At 66.4% G+C, this 22,037-nt stretch carries 23 protein-coding genes; 9 read left to right on the top strand and 14 right to left on the bottom strand.

From position 1 onward, the window contains the following. Positions 1–39 precede the first annotated feature (39 nt). Positions 40–1,098, top strand: coding sequence for a DUF2235 domain-containing protein (locus RM190_RS15245; RefSeq protein ID WP_311760314.1), 1,059 nt, complete (start codon positions 40–42; stop codon positions 1,096–1,098). A 19-nt stretch (positions 1,099–1,117) separates the two neighbouring features. Here the strand turns inward: RM190_RS15245 and metF are convergent, their stop codons facing one another. Further along, a complete protein-coding gene (gene metF, locus RM190_RS15250) occupies positions 1,118–1,981 on the bottom strand; it encodes a methylenetetrahydrofolate reductase [NAD(P)H] (protein ID WP_311760315.1) in 864 nt (287 codons plus the stop codon). A gap of 90 nt (positions 1,982–2,071) precedes the next feature. Between metF and RM190_RS15255 the strand changes: the two genes are divergently transcribed. The 5 genes from RM190_RS15255 to RM190_RS15275 are packed head-to-tail and all read left to right on the top strand — an operon-like array spanning position 2,072 to position 6,894. Further along, positions 2,072–3,031, top strand: coding sequence for a LysR family transcriptional regulator (locus RM190_RS15255; protein ID WP_311760316.1), 960 nt, complete (start codon positions 2,072–2,074; stop codon positions 3,029–3,031). Between the two features lie 56 nt (positions 3,032–3,087). Further along, the gene (locus RM190_RS15260) at positions 3,088–4,182 is read left to right on the top strand and encodes an ABC transporter permease (RefSeq protein WP_311760317.1); all 1,095 of its coding nucleotides are present in this window, start codon (positions 3,088–3,090) and stop codon (positions 4,180–4,182) included. Beyond that, positions 4,179–4,946 (top strand): ABC transporter ATP-binding protein, encoded by a 768-nt coding sequence (locus RM190_RS15265; protein ID WP_311760318.1) that lies wholly within the window; start codon positions 4,179–4,181, stop codon positions 4,944–4,946. The genes RM190_RS15260 and RM190_RS15265 overlap by 4 nt, the downstream gene beginning before the upstream one ends. Before the next feature lie 5 nt (positions 4,947–4,951). Then, positions 4,952–6,253, top strand: coding sequence for an MlaD family protein (locus tag RM190_RS15270; protein WP_311760319.1), 1,302 nt, complete (start codon positions 4,952–4,954; stop codon positions 6,251–6,253). Between the two features lie 8 nt (positions 6,254–6,261). Next, a complete protein-coding gene (locus RM190_RS15275) occupies positions 6,262–6,894 on the top strand; it encodes an ABC-type transport auxiliary lipoprotein family protein (protein WP_311760320.1) in 633 nt (210 codons plus the stop codon). Positions 6,895–6,939: 45 nt separating this feature from the next. Here the strand turns inward: RM190_RS15275 and RM190_RS15280 are convergent, their stop codons facing one another. The 3 genes from RM190_RS15280 to RM190_RS15290 are packed head-to-tail and all read right to left on the bottom strand — an operon-like array spanning position 6,940 to position 9,367. Next, positions 6,940–8,040, bottom strand: coding sequence for a transglutaminase-like domain-containing protein (locus tag RM190_RS15280; protein WP_311760321.1), 1,101 nt, complete (start codon positions 8,038–8,040; stop codon positions 6,940–6,942). Between the two features lie 48 nt (positions 8,041–8,088). After that, positions 8,089–8,811 carry a sirohydrochlorin chelatase gene (locus RM190_RS15285; RefSeq protein WP_311760322.1) on the bottom strand — a complete coding sequence of 241 codons (723 nt, stop codon included), beginning with the start codon at positions 8,809–8,811 and terminating at the stop codon, positions 8,089–8,091. Further along, complete coding sequence (locus tag RM190_RS15290; RefSeq protein ID WP_311760323.1) at positions 8,804–9,367, bottom strand: DUF4202 domain-containing protein; 564 nt, start codon at positions 9,365–9,367, stop codon at positions 8,804–8,806. The genes RM190_RS15285 and RM190_RS15290 overlap by 8 nt, the downstream gene beginning before the upstream one ends. 90 nt (positions 9,368–9,457) lie before the next feature. On the opposite strand from RM190_RS15290, the gene RM190_RS15295 reads away from it, so the two are divergent. Continuing rightward, on the top strand, positions 9,458–9,967 hold the full coding sequence (locus RM190_RS15295; RefSeq protein ID WP_311760324.1) for an NnrU family protein: 510 nt from the start codon (positions 9,458–9,460) through the stop codon (positions 9,965–9,967). Here the strand turns inward: RM190_RS15295 and RM190_RS15300 are convergent. Continuing rightward, entirely contained in the window at positions 9,951–10,973 is a 1,023-nt protein-coding gene (locus RM190_RS15300) for an NAD(P)/FAD-dependent oxidoreductase (protein ID WP_311760325.1), read from the bottom strand. The genes RM190_RS15295 and RM190_RS15300 overlap by 17 nt on opposite strands. Before the next feature lie 46 nt (positions 10,974–11,019). Here RM190_RS15300 and mnmD point away from each other — a divergent pair, with 46 nt between their 5' ends. Then, the gene (gene mnmD / locus RM190_RS15305; RefSeq protein ID WP_311760326.1) at positions 11,020–11,697 is read left to right on the top strand and encodes a tRNA (5-methylaminomethyl-2-thiouridine)(34)-methyltransferase MnmD; all 678 of its coding nucleotides are present in this window, start codon (positions 11,020–11,022) and stop codon (positions 11,695–11,697) included. Here mnmD and RM190_RS15310 read toward each other — a convergent pair. Then, positions 11,671–12,393, bottom strand: coding sequence for a rhomboid family intramembrane serine protease (locus tag RM190_RS15310; RefSeq protein WP_311760327.1), 723 nt, complete (start codon positions 12,391–12,393; stop codon positions 11,671–11,673). The genes mnmD and RM190_RS15310 overlap by 27 nt on opposite strands. A 123-nt stretch (positions 12,394–12,516) precedes the next feature. Between RM190_RS15310 and RM190_RS15315 the strand changes: the two genes are divergently transcribed. Further along, on the top strand, positions 12,517–13,785 hold the full coding sequence (locus tag RM190_RS15315) for a 4-aminobutyrate--2-oxoglutarate transaminase (protein WP_311760328.1): 1,269 nt from the start codon (positions 12,517–12,519) through the stop codon (positions 13,783–13,785). A gap of 86 nt (positions 13,786–13,871) precedes the next feature. Here RM190_RS15315 and RM190_RS15320 read toward each other — a convergent pair whose 3' ends face one another. The 8 genes from RM190_RS15320 to RM190_RS15355 form a co-directional block, all read right to left on the bottom strand. After that, complete coding sequence (locus tag RM190_RS15320) at positions 13,872–14,828, bottom strand: acetyl-CoA carboxylase carboxyltransferase subunit alpha (RefSeq protein WP_311760329.1); 957 nt, start codon at positions 14,826–14,828, stop codon at positions 13,872–13,874. A 49-nt stretch (positions 14,829–14,877) separates the two neighbouring features. Then, positions 14,878–15,339 carry a molybdenum cofactor biosynthesis protein MoaE gene (locus tag RM190_RS15325; RefSeq protein WP_311760330.1) on the bottom strand — a complete coding sequence of 154 codons (462 nt, stop codon included), beginning with the start codon at positions 15,337–15,339 and terminating at the stop codon, positions 14,878–14,880. Position 15,340: 1 nt separating this feature from the next. Beyond that, a complete protein-coding gene (moaD, locus tag RM190_RS15330; protein WP_311760331.1) occupies positions 15,341–15,592 on the bottom strand; it encodes a molybdopterin converting factor subunit 1 in 252 nt (83 codons plus the stop codon). Then, positions 15,582–16,211, bottom strand: coding sequence for a CDP-diacylglycerol--glycerol-3-phosphate 3-phosphatidyltransferase (gene pgsA / locus RM190_RS15335; RefSeq protein WP_311760332.1), 630 nt, complete (start codon positions 16,209–16,211; stop codon positions 15,582–15,584). Before pgsA ends, moaD begins: the two co-directional genes overlap by 11 nt. 128 nt (positions 16,212–16,339) lie before the next feature. Then, complete coding sequence (gene uvrC / locus RM190_RS15340; RefSeq protein ID WP_311760333.1) at positions 16,340–18,211, bottom strand: excinuclease ABC subunit UvrC; 1,872 nt, start codon at positions 18,209–18,211, stop codon at positions 16,340–16,342. A 547-nt stretch (positions 18,212–18,758) separates the two neighbouring features. Continuing rightward, positions 18,759–19,559, bottom strand: a complete 801-nt coding sequence (locus RM190_RS15345) for a S49 family peptidase (protein ID WP_311760334.1) — start codon at positions 19,557–19,559, stop codon at positions 18,759–18,761. A 40-nt stretch (positions 19,560–19,599) separates the two neighbouring features. Beyond that, the gene (locus tag RM190_RS15350) at positions 19,600–20,475 is read right to left on the bottom strand and encodes a ribokinase (protein WP_311760335.1); all 876 of its coding nucleotides are present in this window, start codon (positions 20,473–20,475) and stop codon (positions 19,600–19,602) included. A 117-nt stretch (positions 20,476–20,592) separates the two neighbouring features. Then, the gene (locus RM190_RS15355; protein ID WP_311760336.1) at positions 20,593–22,035 is read right to left on the bottom strand and encodes a cytochrome c1; all 1,443 of its coding nucleotides are present in this window, start codon (positions 22,033–22,035) and stop codon (positions 20,593–20,595) included. Between the last annotated feature and the right edge of the window lie 2 nt (positions 22,036–22,037).

A 22,037-nucleotide genomic window follows, 5' to 3' on the forward strand; every position in this document is an offset into this window, starting at 1 on the left:
CGCAATTTTCGCGTCGTATTTCCATGCTAGCGTCCGGCCATGGACCACGATTGCGCATCAATCTGCCAGGTGGTGCTGATGGACGGCACCTTCGCCTCTCTGACCGAGGGCAGGAAGTCCTCGATTGCGCGCATCCATGCGATGTTGTCGGGCGAACAGGGCGCGGTCCCGGCGCGGGTTCAGCTTCACTATGCTCCCGGCCAGCAATGGGCGGCGTGGCGCACCCTGCCGCAACTGGTCAGCGGGCAGTCTCTGGACCAAAATATTCATGCCGCATACGCTTGGCTCGCCCGGCATTGGCGGCCGGGGAACCCGCTGTATTTCTTCGGCTATTCCCGTGGTGGCATCGGGGTCTGTGCGCTGGCCGACATGATCGAGCGCCTTGGCCTGCTGAAGCCTGAACATGCCAGCGACACGAATATCGGCGCGGTCTGGGATCTGTACCGCCACGGTCGGGGGGCGGCACCAGGACCGGGCCTTTGTCATCCCGAGGTACCGATCCGCATGGTCGGTCTTCTTGACACGGTGATGTCGCTGGGGGTGCGTCTGCCCTTTCTCTGGACTGTATCCGAGCCGGGCTTCGACTATGCCAAGGGGTATCTTGCCGGCAATGTGCAGCAGGGCGTCCATGCCCTGGCGCTGGACGAGACGCGACTTGCCTTTGCCCCGATCCTGTGGGGCGGGGCCGGTCAACGGGCCGAACAGGCGTGGTTCCGCGGCTGTCACGCGGATATCGGCGGGCAGTTGGGCGGCCATGAATTTGCCCGTCCGCTGGCAAATCTGCCGCTGGTCTGGCTGATGTCGCGGGCCGAGGAGGCAGGGCTTCCCCTGCCGGACGGCTGGCGGCGACACCATCCCTGCGACGTGGACGCGCCGCAGCTTGGGTCATGGCACAGCTGGGGCAAGGCATTCCTGATGCGCGCGCCGCGACGCGCGGGGCTGGACGGGACCGAGACGATCCACCATTCGGTTCCGCAGCCCTATTCCGGCCCAGCCGAACTTGGCGGCAACCTGGCCGGGGCCGTGCCGGAACCCGCGGCCCGGCGCCTGCGCCTGTGGCCGTCGCGGGGCGGAACCGACAACTCGGCGACCGCCTGAGGGCGCGAGCCGCTCAGCGTCAGGCGACGTGGGGCAATTCCCCCCGCGGCGTCAGACCAAGTGCGCCACAGACCTTCAGCACCAGCTCGGGCTTGTTCAGCGTATAGAAATGCAGCTTGTCGACGCCGCCTTCGACCAGCTGCTCGCAAAGTCGCACGCAGACATCCAGGGCAAGGCGCGCTTCGCCCTCTTTCCCGGCTTGGGCAAAGGCCTCTTCGGCCCATGCCGGGACCGAGGTGCCGCAGCGTTCGGCAAAACGACGTGCCCCGGCCCAGCTTTGGATCGGCAGGATGCCGGGAATGATGGCGGCCGTCACGCCCGCGCGCTCGCACTGGTCACGGAACCGGAAGAACGTGTCCGCATCGAAGAAGAACTGCGTGATCGCGCTGCTGGCCCCGGCATCGGACTTGCGCTTCAGCCAGGCCACGTCGGCGAGGGTGTCGGGGCTGTCGGGATGCGGTTCGGGATAGGCGCCGCAGCGGATGGTCATGTCGCCGCGCGCGGCGATCGCCTCGATCAGCTCGACCGAATTCGCGAAACCGTCCTCATGGGGTGTGAAGCGGGCCTGACCCTGGGGCGCGTCGCCGCGCAGGGCCACGATCTCATGAACACCGGCGGCCGCATAATCCGCGACGATCCGCAACGTTTCTTCGCGGGTCGCGTCGACGCAGGTCAGGTGGGCCGCGACGTTCAGGCCGTAATGGCTGGCAAGGGCGGTCACCGCCTCGTGCGTCAGCTGGCGGGTGGTGCCGCCCGCGCCATAGGTCACCGAGACGAAATCCGGGCCCAGTGGCGCCAGCGCGCGGGCCGTGTCCCACAGCCTGAACGACTGGTCCAGATTCCGCGGGGGGAAGAATTCGAAGCTGACGGCTGGGGTGATCATGACAGTGTCCTTTTCTGTCGGGGCTTGTGACATGACACGGGACGTGAGACAAATTCATAATCCTCAAGATCGTGATGAGTTTCATTCAAGATGCACCTTGAGCTTCGCCACCTTCGCAGCCTGCGCGCCATTCATGAACAGGGCGGCCTGGCCCGCGCGGCCGAGATCCTGAACCTGACCCAATCGGCGCTGTCCCACCAGATCAAGGCGCTGGAGGAACAGGCGGGGGTCGAGCTGTTCCTGCGCAAGACCAAGCCCCTGCGCCTGTCCGCTGCCGGGATGCGGCTTTTGCGCACGGCCGAGCAGGTGCTGCCGCTGATCGATTCCGCCGAGGCCGAGTTTCGCGCGGTTGAGCTGGGCCGCGCCGGACGGCTGCATGTCGCGATGGAGTGTCACCACTGCTTCGACTGGCTGCTTCCCGTGCTGGACCAGTTCCGCCGCGCCTGGCCCGAGGTCGATCTGGACATCCGCACCAGCCTGGCACTGAAGGCGCTGCCCGCGCTGGTGCGGGGGCAGGTGGATCTGGTGATCTCGTCCGATCCCGAGGAAATGCCGGGCGTCACCTATCAGCCGCTTTTCGACTATGCGCCGACGATGGTGGTGCCCGCGAACCATCCTCTGGTCGCCAAGGGCTACGCCGATCCCGCCGATCTGGCGGGCGAGACGCTGATCACCTATCCGATGGATCGCGCACGGCTGGACGTTTTCTCGCAATTCCTGGATCCGGCGGGGGTAACGCCCGCACATCACCGGCAGGTCGAACAGACCGCCGTCGCGCTGATGCTGATCGCTTCGGGGCGGGGGGTCGCGGTGATGCCCGACTGGGTGCTGCGCGCGCAGGCCGGCAATCCCGAACTGGCGCTGCTGCCGCTTGGACCGGACGGCATGCTGCGTCGCCTGTATGCCGCGCTGCGCGAAGATGACCTGTCGCAACCCTACATGGCCCATGTCCTGCGGCTGGTCAGGACTGAGCCGGTGCGGATGATGCGGGGCCTGTCCTATGCCCGGACCACACGTCGGATGCCCGAGGATGGCCGCGCAGGGGTTTGACATTGCGCGACAATCGCCCGATGAATCGCACTCGTCCCCTCGCGTCCGGGATTGCCATGAACGATCTTTCGCAGGACCAGAACCTTAGCGTCGAGCTTTCCGGCGACAGCCTGCGGCTGGGCGGATCCTTTACGGTCTGGACCTTGCCCCAGCTTGCGGCGCCGGTTCCCGCATTGCGCCGCATCGACCTGTCGGGACTGACCCGGCTGGATACCGCCGGGGCGAATTACCTTGCCGGTTGCGCCGCGCAGGGCATCGCGATCGAGGGGCTCAGCGAGACGCAGGCGAAGCTGGTCGACACGGTCGCCGCCGCGCGCCCGGTGCCGGATGCCGAACGCAATGCGCCGCGCGGCTGGCACGCGCTGCTTGAGGGGATCGGCCGCGGCGTCGTGGGTGCGCTGATCTTTTTGCGAGAGATCGCGGAATATCTGGGCCGCTTCCTTGCCGCGCTGGGGCGCGCGATCCTGCATCCGACGGATTTCCGGCTGACCTCGCTGGTGCATCATTGCCAGGAAACCGGCTTGCGCGCGGTGCCCATCGTCGCGCTGATGTCCTTTCTGATCGGGGTTGTGCTGGCCTTTCAGGGCGCGGCGCAGCTCAGCCAGTTCGGGGCCGAGATCTTCGTGGTCGAACTGATCTCCATCTCGATCCTGCGCGAGCTGGGCATATTGCTGACCGCGATCATCGTTGCGGGGCGAACCGCATCGGCGCTGACCGCCTCGATCGGGTCAATGAAGATGCGCGAAGAGATCGACGCCATGCGCACGCTGGGCATGGACCCCGACATGATCCTGATCCTGCCACGGGTGCTGGCGCTGATCATCACGCTGCCGATCCTGGGCCTGATCGCCAATATCGCGGGCCTGATCGGCGGGGCGATCATGTGCTGGATCGAGCTGGGAATCTCGCCTTCGATGTTCCGCTATCGCCTGATCTCGGAAACCGGGGTCGAGCATGTGATCGTCGGGTTGAGCAAGGCCCCGGTCTTTGCGCTGGTGATCGGCGTGATCGGCTGCCACGCGGGAATGAAGGTCGGCAAGGACGCGGAATCGCTGGGCGCCCAGACCTCGAAGGCGGTGGTCAACGCGATCTTCGCGGTGATCGTCATGGACGCCCTGTTCTCGATCTTCTTTGCCGAGGTCGGGTTGTGAGCGCGAATGTCATCGAGGTCAGGGGCCTGCGCACCCAGTTCGGCGATCATGTGGTGCATGAGGCGCTGGACCTGGACCTTCGCCGGGGCGAGATCCTGGGCGTGGTCGGCGGATCGGGGACCGGGAAATCGGTCCTGCTGCGCACCATCGTCGGGCTGATCCGCCCCGCAGCCGGAACCGTCAGCGTGCTGGGACAGGATGTCCGCCAACTCAGCGGACCCGCGCGTGAAGCGTTGGAGCGGCGCTGGGGCGTCATGTTTCAGGACGGCGCGCTGTTCTCGGCCCTGACGGTGCAGGAAAATGTCGAGGTGCCGCTGCGCGCGGTCCCCGGCCTGGACGATGCCCAGCGGCAGGCTTTGGCGCAATTGAAGGTGTCGATGGCGGGCCTGCCCTGGAGTGCGAATGCCAAGTATCCGGCCGACCTGTCGGGCGGGATGAAAAAGCGTGCGGGACTTGCGCGCGCGCTGGCGCTTGACCCCGAGATCGTCTTTCTGGACGAACCGACCGCCGGGCTGGACCCGATCGGCGCCGATGCCTTCGACCGGCTGATCGTTGCACTGCGGGATGCGTTGAACCTGTCGGTGTTTCTGGTCACCCATGACCTTGATACGCTTCACGCCTGTTGCGATCGCATCGCGGTCCTGGCTGAGAAGAAGGTGCTGACCACCGGAACGATGGCCGAGATGCTGGATGTCCAGCATCCTTGGGTCCACGAATATTTCCACGGCCCCCGTGCCCGTGCCGCCGTAGCCGACAAGGAGTAGACAGGATGGAAACCAAGGCCAATTTCGTCCTGATCGGTGCCTTTACGCTGGCGGGTTTCCTGGGCTTGCTGGCGTTTACGATGTGGTTTGCCAAGCTGGAGCTGAATCGCCAGTTCGCCTATTACGACGTCTATTTCCCCGAGGTATCGGGCCTTGGCGTGTCGTCCGAGGTGACGTTCGCGGGCCTTTCCGTCGGAAAGGTCGTAGAGATGCGCCTGTCCCAGGATGTGAACGGTGCCGTTCGCGTGCGTGTCGAGGTGGCCGAGGACACGCCGATCCGCACCAATTCCCGTGCCTCGATCGAGATTCAGGGCGTTACCGGGGTGACGAACGTGGCGATCACCTCGGGCAGTCCCGATGCGCCGCTGCTGCGCGAGGTCAATCCCGACGAGGTTCCGGTGATCCTTGCGAACCGTTCGGCCCTTCAGACGCTGAGCGATCAGGGCCCCGAGATGATCTCGCGGTTGAACACCGTGGCCGAGCAGATGACCCACCTGTTGGGCCAGGACAACCAGGATAGGGTGCGCAGCATCCTGGACAATGTCGAACGCTCCAGCTCCAATCTGGACCGCGCGCTGTCCGATGTGACCAAGGCCACCGATTCCATCGCTGCGGCGGCCAGCGACATTTCCGCCTTCGGGAACCGGCTGGACAGTCTGGGCGAGGCCGCCGAGAAGACGCTGGGGAACGCCGATGACGCCTTTGCCCGCTTCAACCAAAGCGCGGACAAGGCCGATCGCGCGCTCGACGCGGGCACCGCGGCACTGGACGAGGTCCGCGGCTATGTCTCGGGCGATCTGCGCGGCCTGACGCAGCGGCTGGACCAGACGGCCGCCACCCTGCAGGCAGACGTGGCGCGTCTGGGCGAGCGAAGCGGGCAGACGCTGGACAAGCTGGACACGGCGCTGGATGTCGGCGGGCGCACCCTTGCATCGGCCGAGCGCGCATTTGACGGCGCCGACCGCATCATCAACTCTGAGGTCGGGCCAGTTGCGGCCGACCTGCGCGCCACGCTGGCCCGCTTCAACGAGACGATGGAGCGCGTGACCGAGGATATTCCCGCCATCACCGCGAAGCTGCGCGATGCCGCCGACAGTGCCGATGGCGCCTTTGCCAGCCTGCGCACAATGCTGGACGGGGCGCGTGCGCCGGTCCAGAGTTTCACCCGTGACGCGCTGCCGCAGATCTCGCGCATGACGACCGAATTGCGAGATCTGGTCCGCAATGTGAACCAGCTTGTGACCGCCCTGCGCCGCAACCCGGCGCAGATCATCACCGGGCCCAAGACGCCCGAATTCCGCCGCTGAGAGGTGCCATGACCCGCCTGACGACCCTGACCCTGCTGGCCGCGGTGATGCTGTTGCCGGGATGCGCTGCGATCTCGGCCCTGTCCGGGGGACCGAACCGCGACGTTTTCGAGCTGCGCCCGCTGTCGGACGCGTCGAAAACCTGCGGCCGCGGCAGGATCGCCGAACTGGTGATCGAGGAGCCGAAGGCCCGTGGGACCCTGAACACCGAACGGATCATGATCCGACCCTCGGCCCTGCAGACGCAATATCTGCCGGATGCCCAATGGGGCGACACCGTCCCGGTCACGCTGCAGAACCTGCTGGTCCGCGGCTTTGGCACCTATGACGTCTTCACCCATGTCGGACGCGCGCCGCTGGGTGCGGCCGGGGATTATGCCCTGATCAGCGAGATCAACGATTTCAACGCCGAGGTCTCGGGCAAGGGCGCCATCGTCAAGCTGTCGGTCAATGCCCAGCTCGTCAACGAGATGAGCGCGACGGTCGTGGCGCGGGGGCAGTTCAGCGCCTCGGCCCCGTCGCCATCGACCCGCACGGACGACCTGATCCCGGCTTTCGATGCGGCGGGCCAGCAACTGCTGGCGCAGATGACGGATTGGGGCCTGCGCGGCGTCGGGGTCAATCCCGGCAATTGCCGCTGAGGGGCAAGAATGGGGAAGCCCCGGTCGGGGCTTCCCGGATTCAGGTCAGGCTTCGACCGCGGTGATTTCATAGACGAAGGACTTCGCGTCCAGTTCGTCCACCACCTTGTCGCCGATCGTGGCCTGCGGATACATCATGAAGGGCAGGATGCCGTCGCGGCCGGGCAGGCGCAGATCCTCGGCCGTGTTATAGGCGACCCAGTTGCCTTCCCAATTGCCGAACAGCGCCGCATCGACCTGCGCGACCAGCGGATCCTTGGGATCCTTGATCCAGGTCTCGGTCTCGGCGCGCATGACCTTCAGGACGTCGGCGGGGTCCATCGCCACCCAACCGTGACCGGACAACCAGACCTCGGCCCGGCAGTGCTGGGCGCCGGTGATCTTGTCGCTGTTCGCGCCAAGCTGCTTGTAGCCGAAGGCCGAGGGCGCGACGCGGACCCCGAACACGTCCCGCGCCGGTACGCCCGAGGCGCGGGCCAGCCCGACGAACAGCCCGTTCAGATCGGCGCATTTCCCGCCCAGTCCGGCGGTGGTCAGCGTGGCCACGTTGTTGCCCGGACCGCAGCCGGGCGTGTCCATGTTGCGATAGCAGTTCGAGACGATCCAGGCATAGATCGCGCGCACCTTGTCGACATCCGTGGTGGCACCGGCGGTGATCTTCTGCGCGGTTTGCGCGACGATCCCGTCCAGCGGCTTCTGGGTCGAGGCCTTCAGCGCCGCCCGCAGTACTTCGGGATCTTCGGACACGTCCGAGCTGCTGGACCAGTCGATGGTGCGGTTTCGGGTCTCGAACCGGCTGACCAGTTCAAGATGCGGCGCGCCGCCGCCCTCGAAGGTCGCGTGCAGGAATTTCGCGCCGCTCGGATCGGTGACCAGCCGCGCCGCTGTGGCGTTACCCGTCCAGTTGTCGTCAAGGCTGCGCTGGTAATCTGTGGTCAAAGACGGAACCGGCAGCCAGACCTGCGCCGGTCCCTGACCCTGCGGCAGATCGATCACGGTGCGGGTCTGGAATTGCCGCCAGTCCGAGGCGGCGGGGGCATAGGTCCGGTCGCCCGCAAACGCCCGGCGCGCGAACCCGCCCAGCATCGGCGTGGCTCCGGCAAGTAGCGCCAGTTTCAGGATATGTCGACGAGAGCTCGCGATCATGGGCTAACCTTTCATCAGGGTTGCGTAACGGCGGAACTTCGACCCAGCCTAGTCCCGATGGGGCCGTGTCTCAACATCGCATTCGGGATCGCCAAGCGCCGCGCTGACGGTTTTCGCGATCATCGCGGGAACGGTGGGCGACATGCCCACCGGCTGCAGCACGCGTCCCGCAAAGCCCGCCTTGGCCAGAGCGGCGGGCAGGTCGTCCGTCACATGCTCGGCGCGGGTCGCGAAAAGCGGCAGGCAAAGACTTTGCGCGGGCAGGTCGCGCGCGGCATCGGCCAGGAACGGCGCCTCCTCGATGAAGCCGCAAGAGGTGTGGGCGCAATGTGGTGCCAGCGCCCCGGCCATCGCCAGCGCGGCCGAGGCGGGTGCGCGCGAACGGCCCGATCCATGCGCCGCGATCAGCACATGGGTTCGGGGCAGGGACCAGCCCTGATCCGACGCGGCGGCGGCGAGCATGCCAAGACACAGGTCGGGCAGGCCGGGATCGCTGCCGAACGGGGGCAGGACCCGGGCCCGATCCGCGCCGCAAAGCGCCAGCCTGCGCGGCAGTTCGCTGCGCGTGAACCAGCCCTCGGCCATGAACATGGGATAGACGAGATGGTCGTTTCTGGCCACGTCCAGCGCGCCGGGCATGGCAAGTGTCGCGCCCCGGACGCGGATCCCGGAAAGCCGGGCCGCGACTTTGGCCGCCAGATCCTCGACCGCCGCCTGTTGCGGGCCGGGATCGCCCGGCTGGCCGTGGGCGACGATCAGGACCTCAGGCACGGAAGGCGGCGGCGAAGGGCTCGGGGATGGCGAAGGCCGTCAGCGCCAGCGCGCGCGCCGTGGCCGACATCTTTCGCGCCGTCTTTTCGACGATCCGCTGCAATTCCGCGGGATCGCGCCCTTCGGCAAAGGGGCCAAGATACCAGCGGATGAAGGTGAAGCAGGCGACGTCCTCCATCGCCTGAACCTCGTCATCGCGCTTGATCCCCTGCTTGGTCAGCATCCGTTCGACATGGGCGATGTCATCGGCACCATAGCCCGCATCGCCCATGATGCCTGCGACGCGCGCGGCATGGCGGCGGCCCTGTTCGGTGCGCCAGGCCAGATAGCCGGGCCTGTCCATCGGGTAATCGCTGCGCGGCAGGGACCAGCGCTCGATATGCTGGCCGCGGCAGGCGATGCGCAGCGGTTCAGAGGCCGCGGGATACAAAGCCTCTTGTTCGGCGCTCATCCGGCGGCCGTATAGCAGCGCCTCGGGCTGGCCGTCGGTCGTCAGGGTCGGATCGGCGGAATTGGCCTTGTCGATGGCGTCGAAAGCGGTCTGAAGGCGGGTCATGGGCATCCTCTTTTGCGACCATCATGGCGCAGGCATCTGCGGCGTCAACGCGCATTGCCGCAGCGCAGGCCCAAGGCTAGGGTCGCGGGCATGGATTGGACAGAATTCGCATTGGCCCTGGCGGTCTTTCTTGGATCGCATGTGATCCCGATGCGCTTTCGTGCGCCCTTGATCGCGCGACTGGGGCGCCGGACCTATCTGGTCGGCTACAGCCTGCTGTCGCTGGCGCTGCTTTACTGGCTGATCCTGGCCGCCGGTCGCGCCCCCTTTGTCGAACTGTGGCCGCAGCAGCTCTGGATGCGCTGGCTGGTCAATATCGCGATGCCGGTCGCGATCGCGGCGACCTGCCTTGGCGGAATGGCCGGGTTGATGGCGGGGCTGACGCTGTGGGCCGGAACGCATCTTCTGGCCAATGGCGATCTTGCCCATGCCGTGCTGTTCGGCCTGCTGCTGGCCTATGCCCTGTTCGGGCTGGCCATCAGTCTAAGAAAGGGCGTCACGATCCGGACAGGGTGGCAGCGCATCGTCGCGGTGCCGTTGATCTGGGGGGCGCTGTTGCACCTGCATCCGTTGCTGATCGGGGTCAGTCCGCTACCATAGGCTCGGGAGGGCGAAATCCTTCGGGAATCCGGTCGTGCCCGTCAAGGATCAGGTCCGCCAGCATCCCGGCCGCCGAGGGGGCCATGGCAAGGCCGATCTTGAATCCCCCGTTCGCCACGTAATGGCCGGGACGTCCCGGCCAGGGGCCGACGATCGGGGCGCGGGACTTGGCGCGGGGCCGGATGCCCGCCCAGCGATCGACGACCGGCGCATCGGCAAGGGCGGGGCACAGCGCCCGTGCCTTGTCGATCAGCGCGTCAAGCTGCGCGTCCGTTCCCGTATCCGTCGCATCGCGTTCCGAGGTCGAGCCGACGGCGACGGTCCCGTCCGCATGCGGAACGATATGCAGACTGTCGGCAAAGACCTGCGGCTGGTCGGCCATGTCAAGCGCCAGCAGCGCCGACTGGCCCTTGACGCCGTTCCCGCCAAAGGATTGCAGCCCTGCGACGCCGGTTGCCCAGATCGCGGGACGATCGGGGGCGGGGGTTCCCTCGACGATCTCGCCGCCTTTGGCGCGGATGGCTGCGGCCAACGCCTCTCCGGCGCGGCGCGGGCTGATCCGCGCGGTCAGCCGGTCCACCAGCCACAACCCCGTGGCCGAGACAGGCACCAGTCCCGCCTGTGGCCGGTCGGTCAGCTCCATCCCCGCCCAATCGGGCCAATGGGCGCGCGCCGCCTCGATCCGGTCGCGCATCCGCTCTTCGGCACCGGGGGGAACGGGCTGGATGCGCCCCGTCCGGGCATAGCCGGGATCTGTTCCACCCGCCGCGGCGACCTCGGCCCACCAATCGCTGGCGGCGATCAGGGCCTCAAGCTGGGTCTGCTTCTTGTCGTTCCAGTTTTCGGGGGCATGGGGCGCCAGAGCGCCGACATGCCCGCCCGAGGCGCCGGCGCCGATCCGCACGGCCTCGAACACCTGCACCGGCTGGCCGCGGCGCAGCAGTTCCCACGCGCAGGCCAGCCCGAAGACGCCCGCCCCCGCGACGGTCAGTTTTGCGCTTGCCATCCGGATACCCCATGTAGCATCTGCCCCGGTAAAGGAGTTAGCGCGGATGAACGATCCCGACCAGAGCAGTGCCGACCTTGATTGGCGCGACGGCGCGATCCCTGTTTCTCGCCGCTTCGACGATCCCTATTTCAGCCTGAATGGCGGGTTGGACGAGACGCGCCATGTCTTTCTGGCGGGAAACGATCTGCCGGGCAGGCTGGTCCCCGGCTTTCATGTTGCCGAACTGGGATTCGGCACTGGACTGAACCTGCTGGCGCTGGCGCAGGTGGCGACCGATCCTGTTCGCTTCACCAGTTTCGAGGCGTTTCCAATGGACCCCCAGGAACTGGCGCGGGCCCATTCCGCCTTTCCCGAACTTGCGGCGCTGTCTGCGCAGTTGCGCGACGGCTGGCCCCACCGCCGCTTTCGCGTGGGCCAGGTCGAGGCCGAGATCATCGAGGGCGATGCCCGCACGGCGCTGCCCGCCTGGACGGGCAGGGCGGATGCCTGGTTCCTGGACGGCTTCTCTCCCGCCAAGAACCCCGAGCTTTGGGGAGAGGATCTGATGCGGCAGGTGGCGCTGCATACCGCTCCGGGGGGCAGTTTCGCGACCTATACCGCTGCGGGCCATGTCCGGCGCGCCTTGGCCGCTGCGGGCTTTCAGGTCAGCCGGGCGCAGGGTTTCGCGGGAAAGCGCCACATGAGCAGGGGGTCGCTAGCGCCTGACCTCGGGGATGCGTGAGGGCGCATAGCTGGCCGCCTGATGCGGCGGCCGCCCGCGCGTCGCCCCCCAGAAGGCAGGTCCGCCCCGGCGCAGAAAGACCGGCAGCGTCAGCAGGCCTCCCGCGATGAAACCCGCGGCATGGGCGATATAGGCGACGCCGTCCTCTTGCTGCAGCAGCGCGCCCGACACCAGTTGCAGGCCGAACCACGCCAGCAGCAGCACCCAGGCCGGGATGGTGAAGCGCTTGAAGAAGATGATGATGATCGCGATCACATCGACGCGGGCACGCGGGAACAGCAGAAGATAGCCCCCCATCACCCCCGCGATCGCGCCCGAGGCCCCGACCATGGGCACGGCGCTTTGCGGATCCGCCAGCACCTGCCCCCCTGCCGCCGCAAGGCCGCAGGCAAGGTAAAAGACCAGGAATCCAACCGGACCCATCTGGTCTTCCAGATTGTCGCCAAAGACCCACAGGAACAGCATGTTCCCCGCGATATGCATGATCCCGGCATGCAGGAACATGTGCGTGATCAGTCCCCACATCCAGAACCCTTGCGAAACCGCCGCCGGGTAAAGTGCAAGCCGGTCCCAAAGCCCGGACATCCCGCCCAGCCAGGGTGCGGTCAGCAGGAACATGACAAGGTTCAGGATGATCAGCGCATTGCGGACATGGGCCGGATGCTCGGACGGGTTGTGGTCACGGATCGGAAACATCTGCGGGGCGGCCTTTCACGTCTCCATGAAGGCTGGCCGGGTCGGGCCAGAAACGCAAGCCGTGCTGTTCCGGCGCGCCGCCCGGATATAGCATCCCTCCGAATCGTTTCAAGAGAGGGTCAAATGACCAGCCTGACGGACCGCAAGAATGCCGCAATCTCGCGCGGGGTCGGCATGACGACGCAGATCTATGCCGATCGCGCCGAGAATGCCGAGATCTGGGACAAGGACGGCAACCGCTATATCGACTTTGCGGCGGGCATCGCCGTGGTCAATACCGGGCATCGCCATCCGCGCGTGATCGCGGCGGTCAAGGAGCAGCTCGACCGCTTCACCCATACCTGCCACCAGGTCGTGCCTTATGAAAGCTATGTCGCGCTGGCCGAGCGGCTGAACGCGGCGGTGCCGGGCGACTGGCCCAAGAAGACCGCTTTCTACACAACCGGGGCCGAGGCGGTCGAAAACGCGGTCAAGATCGCGCGCCATCATACCGGCCGGGCGGGCATCGTCGCCTTTTCCGGCGCCTTCCACGGGCGCACCTTCCTTGGCATGTCGCTGACCGGCAAGGTCCAGCCCTACAAGGCGGGCTTCGGGCCGATGATGAACGACATCTGGCACCTTCCCTTTCCGAACGACCTGCACGGCGTCACCCAGGACGAGGCACTGGCGGCGCTGGACCGGCTGTTCAAATCCGACATCGACCCCGCCCGCGTCGCCGCGATCATCGTCGAGCCGGTGCAGGGCGAAGGCGGCTTCTACGAGGCGCCCTCGGGCTTCCTGCAACGCCTGCGCGAGATCTGCGACCAGTATTCGATGCTGCTGATCGCGGACGAGGTGCAGACCGGTTTCGCCCGGACCGGCAAGCTTTTCGCGATGGAACATCACGGAGTCGCCGCGGACATCACGACAATGGCCAAGGGGCTGGGCGGCGGGCTTCCGATCAGCGCGGTCACCGGCCGGGCCGAGGTCATGGACAGTCCCGCTCCGGGTGGCCTTGGCGGGACCTATGCCGGAAACCCGCTTGCGGTGGCAGCGGCCCATGCCGTCCTTGACGTGATCGCGGACGAAGGCCTTTGCGACCGCGCGACTCGGCTGGGCCAGCGCCTGAAGCAGCGCCTGTCCAGCCTGCGCGACGACGTGCCCGAAATCGTCGACATCCGCGGCCCCGGCTTCATGAATGCGGTCGAATTCAACGTCGCCGGCAGCAGCCGGCCCAGCCCGGACATGGCCAACCGCGTGCGCGAAGAAGCATTGGCGCGCAACCTGATCCTGCTGACCTGCGGCGTCCACGGCAACGTGATCCGTTTTCTCGCGCCGCTGACCATTCCCGACGCCGTCTTCGACGAGGCGCTGAACATCCTGGAAGATTCGATTCGCGCCGCCCGCGGCTGAAAAAAGCGCAGGTCCGGCCACCGGGGCCGGACCTGCGCGTTTCACCGTTTTTCAAATACCCACGGCCCAAGCTGGTGGGCGGGCGGTCAGGCCAGGGCCTTGGACCCCATGTTCAAGAATTTCTGGCGCCGGTCCTTGATGATCTCGGCGGGTTTCTTGCCCTCGAACTCGGCCAGCATCTCGGACACGGCATCGCCGACGGCGGCGATCGCATCGGCGGGGGCGCGTTGCGCACCGCCCAGCGGCTCGGGGATGATGCGGTCGATCACGTCCAGCTTCTTCAGATCCTGGGCGGTCAGCTTCAGCGCGTGCGCCGCCTCGCGCATCTTCTCGGCATCCTTCCACAGGATCGAGGCGCAGCCTTCGGGCGAGATCACCGAATAGATCGAGTGTTCCAGCATGGCGATGCGGTTCGCGGTGGCGAATGCGACCGCGCCGCCCGATCCGCCCTCACCGATGACGACCGAGACGATCGGCACGCCGATCTGCAGGCATTTCTCGGTCGAGCGCGCGATGGCTTCGGACTGGCCCCGCTCTTCGGCGCCCTTGCCGGGATAGGCGCCGGGCGTGTCGACCAGCGTGATGACCGGCAGGCGGAAGCGGTCGGCAAGATCCATCAGGCGGATCGCCTTGCGATAGCCCTCGGGCCGGGCCATGCCGAAATTGTGTTCAAGGCGGGTGCGGGTATCGTTGCCCTTTTCATGGCCGATGACCACGCAGGGCTGGTCGCGGAATCGCGCAAGCCCGCCCATGACGGCATGATCCTCGCCAAAGGCGCGGTCCCCGGCCAAGGGCGTGTATTCCGAAAAGAGCCGCGCGATGTAATCGCTGCAATGCGGGCGCTCAGGGTGGCGCGCGACCTGGGTCTTCCGCCAGGGATCAAGCTGCTTGTAAAGGTCACGCAGAAGGTCGGCGGCCTTTTCGTCCAGCGCGGCGGCCTCCTTCTCAAGATCGACACCTTCGCCCTTGCGGGCCAGCGCGCGCAGCTCTTCGGCCTTGCCCTCCAGGTCGGCAAGAGGCTTTTCGAACTCGAGATAGGTCATTCAGGGCTCCGCGTCGTCATCCGGTCGGCTTCGGGGGTCTATATGATCGTCAGTCCGCCGGATTGCAACTTGTGCCTTTCCAGCGGTCCAGTGCGCCTTCGTCCTCGGCCCGGGCCTCGACCCAGGCGCCGGGCCCGCTGGCGGTAATCTCGCGCTTCCAGAAGGGGGCGCGGGATTTCAGCCAGTCCATCAGATACTCGGCCGCGTCAAAGGCCGCGGCGCGGTGGCGGGCAGCGGTGGCGACCATCATGATCTGCTCGCCGGCCCCAAGCCGGCCAAAGCGGTGGATGATGCGCCAATCGCTTAGCGCGAAGCGTTTGGCGGCATCGTTCCCGAACGCGTCCAGCGCTTTCTGGGTCATGCCGGGATAGTGTTCGATCTCCAGCGCCAGAAGCCGGCCACCTTCATCCCGGACCAGCCCCGAGAAGGTGACGATCGCGCCTGCGCCAGCGCCGAAGCCCGACAGCTCATGCCCGACGTCGAAAGGCTCGGCCTGGACCCGCGCGGACATTTCAGCCCCCGGTCATCGGAGGGAAAAAGGCGATCTCGCGCGCGCCCGCAAGCGGGGCGTCCAGATCGGCAAGTTCCTGGTCGACCGCGACCCGCACCGCGGTCAGGTCTGACAATGCGGCCGCGTGCCATTCATCGCGGGCGGCCAGTTCGGCCACCAGATCGCGGACAGTTACGGCCTCGGTCTCGACCCGCTCGCGCGCCTGGCCCACGCGTTCCCGAAGCCAGGCGAAGTAAAGGACATCAACGACCATCGGGATCCCTCAGGAAAGGACGGCTCTTGTCGAAGTAATCCCATCCCGTGATCGCCGTCAGCACGGCCGCGATCCAGAACAGCAGAAGTCCGCATTGCGTCGCCAGGTCCGACCAGCTGTCGGACCAGGGCAGCGAGGTCTGGCCAACCAGCGGCGGGTGGCCGACTTCGTAATATTTCAGCCCCGTCCCCAGGAACAGGACCGCCAGCGCCAGCATCTGGGCGGTGGTCTTCCACTTGGCAAGCTTCGTGACCTTCAGCGTGCGCGACTGGTCGCCCAGGAATTCGCGCAGCCCGGAAACGAAGACCTCGCGGAACAGGATCACGGTCGAGGGCAGAATCAGCCAGGGGTTCATTCCGGAATAGCCGGTGATGACGACGACGGCGATAATGACCATGGCCTTGTCGGCAATCGGGTCCATCGCCGCCCCGAAGCGGCTTTCCTGGCCCCAGGCACGGGCAAGATAGCCGTCGAACCAGTCGGTCACGGCCGCGACCACGAAAAGCGCCAGTGCCGCGAAGTCGGCAAAGGGCCGGGTCAGGAAGAAGAACATCAGCGGAACAAGCGGCGCGGCCGCGAGACGCAGAACGGTCAGGAGATTTGGCAAGGTCCAACGCATGGCCGCAATCTAGGACTTTGACCCGGTGGGGGGAAGGGGGCCTTGGCATTTGCTTCCCCCGCCGTGGACTTTGTTTGCCCGGGATGTGCACGCAAACGACGATTCGGACGCCCCGGCGCGGGGAGAGCTCAGCCTTTCTGGAAATGGTCGACGATCTTCTGGGCCAGCGTCGCGCTGATCCCTTCGACTGCCACAAGGTCGGCCAGACCCGCCCGCCCGACGGCCTTGGCGCTGCCGAAATGGGCCAGCAGCGCGCGCTTGCGGCTGGCGCCGACGCCCGCGATCTCGTCCAGCGGATTGGCCATGGTTGCCTTGGCGCGGCGGGCGCGATGGGTGCCGATGGCCCAGCGATGCGCCTCGTCCCGCAGGCGCTGGATGAAATACAGGACCGGATCGTTCATGCGCAGCGCAAAGGGTCGCTGGCCGACACGGTGGAATTCCTCTTTCCCGTGGTCGCGGTCTTCGCCCTTGGCGACGCCGACCATCGGGATGTCCTCGACCCCCAGTTCAGCCATGATCTCATGCACCGCAGAAACCTGCCCCGCACCGCCGTCGATCAGCAGAAGGTCGGGCCATGCATCGGACGAGCGGTCGGGATCTTCTTTCAGCAGGCGGGCGAAGCGGCGGGTCAGCACCTCCTTCATCATGCCGAAATCGTCGCCGGGGGTAATTTCGGTGCCCTTGATGTTGAACTTGCGGTACTGGCTTTTGATCCAGCCTTCCGGCCCGGCCACCACCATGCCGCCCACGGCGTTGGTGCCCTGAATGTGGCTGTTGTCATAGATTTCGATGCGCTGCGGCGGGCCGGGCAGATCAAAGGCATCCGCCAGCCCCTCCAGCAGGCGCTGCTGCGCGGCGCTTTCCGACATGCGCCGGGCCAGGCTTTCGCGGGCGTTGCGCAATGCGTTCTCGACCAGCTCTGCCTTTTCGCCCCGCTGCGGGACACCCAGCACGACCTTGCGCCCGGCCTTTTCCGAAAGGGCTTCGGTCATCAGGTCGGGATCCTCGATGCCATGCGACAGCAGGACCATGCGCGGGGGGATCTTGCCGTCATAGAACTGCGCCAGGAAGGCCTGCATCACCTCATCCGCCGATTCGACGCCGTTGAGCTTGGGGTAGAAATCCCGGTTGCCCCAGCTTTGGTTGCCGCGGATGAAGAAGACTTGGACGCAGGCCTGCCCGCCCTCGATATGCAGCGCGACGACATCGGCTTCGGTCACGCCCTTGGGGTTGATCGCCTGCACCGACTGCACCGCTGTCAGCGCCTTGATCCGGTCGCGCAATGCGGCGGCGCGTTCATATTCCATCTCTTCCGAGGCGACCGTCATCTCGCGCGCCAATTGCGCCTGGATTGCTGTCGACTTGCCCTGCAGGAACAGTTCGGCATCGGCGACCAGCGCGTTGTAATCCTCGACCCCGATCCGACCGACGCAAGGGGCAGAGCAACGCTTGATCTGGAAAAGCAGGCAGGGCCGCGTCCGGCTTGAGAAGGTCGCATCCGTGCAGGAGCGCAGCAGGAAGACCCGCTGCAATTGGTTCAGCGTCCGGTTGACCGCCCCCGCGCTGGCAAAGGGACCATAGTAATCGCCCTTTTCCGATTTCGCGCCGCGATGCTTCTTGATCTGCGCAAAGGCGTGGGACTTGGCGACCAGGATATTGGGAAAGCTTTTGTCGTCGCGCAGAAGCACGTTGTAGCGCGGTTTCAGCTGCTTGATCAGGTTCTGCTCCAGCAGCAGCGCCTCGGTCTCGGTGCGCGTGGTCAGGAACATCATCGAGCAGGTTTCGCGGATCATTCGCGCGATGCGCCCGGAATGACCCTGACCGCGGGCATAGTTCGAGACCCGCGCCTTCAGGTTCCGCGCCTTGCCGACGTAAAGCACCGCGCCCTGCGCATCCAGCATCCGGTAGACGCCGGGCGAACTGTCCAGCGTCTTCAGATAGTCCTGGATCAGGAGCTGTCCGGTCCGGGTGACCGGAATCTCGGGGGAAGAATCGTTCATCATGTCAACACAATTGATTCTTGAAGCCGCTGCAAGTTTGCACGCGTGAAATCAAGCTGAATCCTGTCCACGGAATCTGTGGATAAATCTGTGAGTCTCCTTGGGAGCAGTATACGTTTGGCAAGCGTTTGTTGGGGATTCCTTGACTTGCCCAAAAAACACGCAGTTTCGCAGGGCATTGATTTTCAATGGAATTTTTTATGCGAGCAACAATCCCATGAATTTGCTGGCAGAATCGTGAAGAAATTGCGAAGGCGGCTGTCAAGGTGGACAAGTTGCCGCAGCTGCAAAAAGTTCGATGCCGCGTCGGCCGGGAGAGCGATGCCCGTAAACTTCCATACCATTCAAACCGATAGGGCCTGAATGGCGCAAGACAGGGCGTTATTGCCCCGGCTTTTGTGGAAATGGGCGACGCTCGGCGCGTCCGCGTGCGTCGGCTATTTATAGGGGATACCCAGAAGTCGCGCGATGATGCGCCGCACACCCGGGCCAGCCGCAAGAGCGAGCGCGATGATTATGAGCAGGCACAGCAGGACGGTCTTGATCATCATCCCCTCGCGTCGAAGCGGGCATAGGCCGCGCGTTCCTCAATCGTGTCGATCACGTCGCCTGCCGACAGGCCGAAGCGCCGCAGTAGTGGTGTGCGCTGGCCATAGGCCTGAAAGCGGACGCGCTCGCCGTAAAGCTCGCGCATCTTGGGGACAAGATGGGCAATGCCATCGGCCAGCCCCAGCGCCACCGCCTCGCGGCCAGTCCAGATCTCGCCCGTGAACAGGTCGCGGTCCGGCGGAAGGCGGCTGCCGCGCCGCGCCCGGATCTGCGCCTTGAACGCTTCGTGGATTGGCAGAAGCAGGCGGTTCAGCCGCTCGACATCCTCGGGCGTTTCCGGGCGGAAGGGGTCGAGCATGGATTTCGACTGCCCCGCGGTATGGACACGCCGCTCGATCCCGTGGCGTCCGATCAGGTCGGCAAAGCCGAACCCGGCCGAGATGACGCCGATCGAGCCCAGGACCGAGCTTTCGTCCGCCCAGATGAAATCCGCGGCCGAGGCCAGCCAGTATCCGCCCGATGCCGCGACATCCTCGACAAAGGCATGGACCGGGACGCCGTGCTGTTCGGACAGGCGACGGATGCGGGCGCCGATCAGGCTGGACTGGACCGGCGAGCCGCCCGGAGAGTTAAGCACCAGCGCAATCGCCGCGGGCTTGCGCCGCTTGAAGGCGCGTTCCAGCAAAGGCGCAAGGCCGGCGTCGGACAGGCCACTGGCTCCACGGCCCTGGGCGCTGATGACGCCCTGAAGCCGGACCACGGCAACCATGGGGGGACGGTTCAGAAAGGGGATTCTCATGCGTCCTCAGATAGGCACCGTTTCCGGGTCCGGCAAGCGGCTAGTGCTGGCGTGCCAGGAATTCCAGCACTTCAGCACGATCGGGCATCGCGTCGCCCGCGCCGTGGCGCGTCACCTGAAGCGCGGCGGCGGCGGCGGCATGGCGCAGCGCGGTGGGCACATCCTCTCCGCGTGCCAGCCCGGCCGCGAACCAGCCCGCGAAGCAATCGCCCGCGCCGGTGGTGTCCAGCGCGGTGACGGCGAAGGCCGGCTGGCGATGGACCATTCCTGCGGTCAGATCGCGGTACTCCGCCCCTTCGGGGCCGCGGGTGATCAAAAGGCCCTGAACGGGCAGGTCCTCGCCAAGCGCGGCGAAGGTCTCGGCCGCCTCGCCTTCATTCACGGCCAGGATCGAGACATGGGGCAAGACCTTGCGCAGCGCCCCGATCTCGAACGGGGCGGCGGAATAGATCACGGTGGCACCCGCAGCGCTGGCCTGGGCAGCGGCTTCGGCTTGCAGGTTGGTTTCGTTCTGCATCATCAGGATATCGCCCGGTCCGATCCCGGTCAGGTCTCGCCGCACCGTCTCGACGGACAGGTCCTGGTTGGCGCCGCCATGGACGATGATGGAGTTCTCGCCCTCGGCGTCGATCAGGATGATCGCGTGGCCGGTGACCTGGTCCGGCAGGCGCGCGATGCGGTCGGTTTCGACCCCGGCATCGACAAGACGCTGCAATACCCAGTCATCCGACGCACCCATCGCGCCAAGATGAACCACCCGCGCCCCGGCCCGCGCCGCCGCGACCGACTGGTTCGCGCCCTTGCCGCCCAGCCCGTGGTCAAGGTCGCGCGAATGGATCGTTTCACCCGAGCGCGGCAGGTTGGCCAGCCGGTAGACATGATCGATATTGATCGAGCCGAGGTTATAGATCGTCATGGGCCATTCTCCTGTCCGGTGGCGACGTATCTGATGCCTGCACCAGGCCTTGTCCAGTGTGCCAAATGAAAGACGCGCCCCGGAGGGCGCGTCCGTTTTCGCGTTACGGGGGCAGGGTCAGTCCTGCTTGCGGCCACCCTTGACCGGAAGCCACAGCTTCTTGTTGGTCATGAACAGCAGACCGGCCAGCACGATCAGGAACACGACCGAGACGAAGCCGACCTGCTTGCGGGCCATCATCTTCGGCTCGGCGGTCCACATCAGGAAGGCCGAGACGTCACGGGCCATCTGGTCCACGGTGGCCTCGGTCCCGTCCTCATAGGTGACCTGCCCCTCGGTCAGGGGCGGGGGCATCTTGATCCAGCCGGTCGAGAAGGCCGCGTTGTGATAGAAGGTGCTGCCCGCCTCATCCTTGGATTCGCCGTTATAGCCGGTCAGGATGGCGTGGATGTACTCCGGCCCGCCGATCCCGCGGAACAGTTGCGAGATGCCGCTGCCATAGGGGCCGTGGAAACCCGCCCGCGCCTTGGCCATCAGCGACAGGTCCGGGCCAAGGCCCTCGCCCAGGTTCGTCGGGAAATGGTCGGTCGGGATGCGCGGACGCTCCTCTCCGGTTTCCTCGTCGACGATGGTCAGGTTCGCCGCATAGGCGCGCACCTGATCCTCGGGCAGGCCGGGGCCACCCTCATCATGCAGGGTGCGCAGCGGCACATAGCGCAGACCGTGGCAGGCCGAGCAAACCTCGGTATAGACCTGCAACCCGCGCTGAAGCTGGAACTGGTCGAAGCTGCCGAACGGACCTTCGAAGCTGAACGAGATATCCTCGATATGCGGGGCGACATGGGCCGCGCCGGCAGCTTCGGGGGCCGCGCCGGCGGCGGCATGGTCGCCTTCGGCAGCGGGTGCTTCTGCTGCCGGAGCCTCTGCTGCAGGTGCTTCCGCAGGTGCCGCTTCCGCAGGCGCAGCCTCGGGGGCCGCCGCTTCGGCGGCAGGAGCGTCTGCGGCCGGTTCCTCGGCTGCGGCGGGCTTGGTTTCCGCCGCGGCTTCGGGGGCGGCCTGCGGTTCAGGTGCAGGAGCTTCGGCTGCGGCCGGTGCAGGCGCTTCCGCCGGAGCCTCGGCGGCGGGTGCCGCTTCGGCTGGTGCAGCCTCGGGGGCCGCCGCTTCGGCGGCGGGAGCTTCTGCGGCCGGTTCCTCGGCTGCAGCGGGCTTGGTTTCTGCTGCGGCTTCCGGGGCGGCCTGCGGTTCAGGTGCAGGAGCTTCGGCTGCGGCCGGTGCAGGCGCTTCCGCCGGAGCCTCGGCGGCGGGTGCCGCTTCGGCTGGTGCAGCCTCGGGGGCCGCCGCTTCGGCAGCAGGTGCCTCCGCAGCCGGTTCCTCCACGGCCGCCGGTGCCGCAGCGGGCGTATCCGCCGCCGGGGCGGGTGCGGCACCTCCGGTGTAGTAGCTCGATCCCGCGGGTGCCGTAGTGCCGGGCGCGGTCGAGGCGTCCTGCGCCACCGCGCCACCCGCCAGCGCCAGCGTCAGAGTGGCGACAGCCGTGAGCGATGCGTTTCTCAGGGTCATAT

It is taken from the genome of Paracoccus broussonetiae (assembly GCF_031854425.1).
Taxonomy (GTDB): Bacteria; Pseudomonadota; Alphaproteobacteria; order Rhodobacterales; family Rhodobacteraceae; genus Paracoccus; species Paracoccus broussonetiae.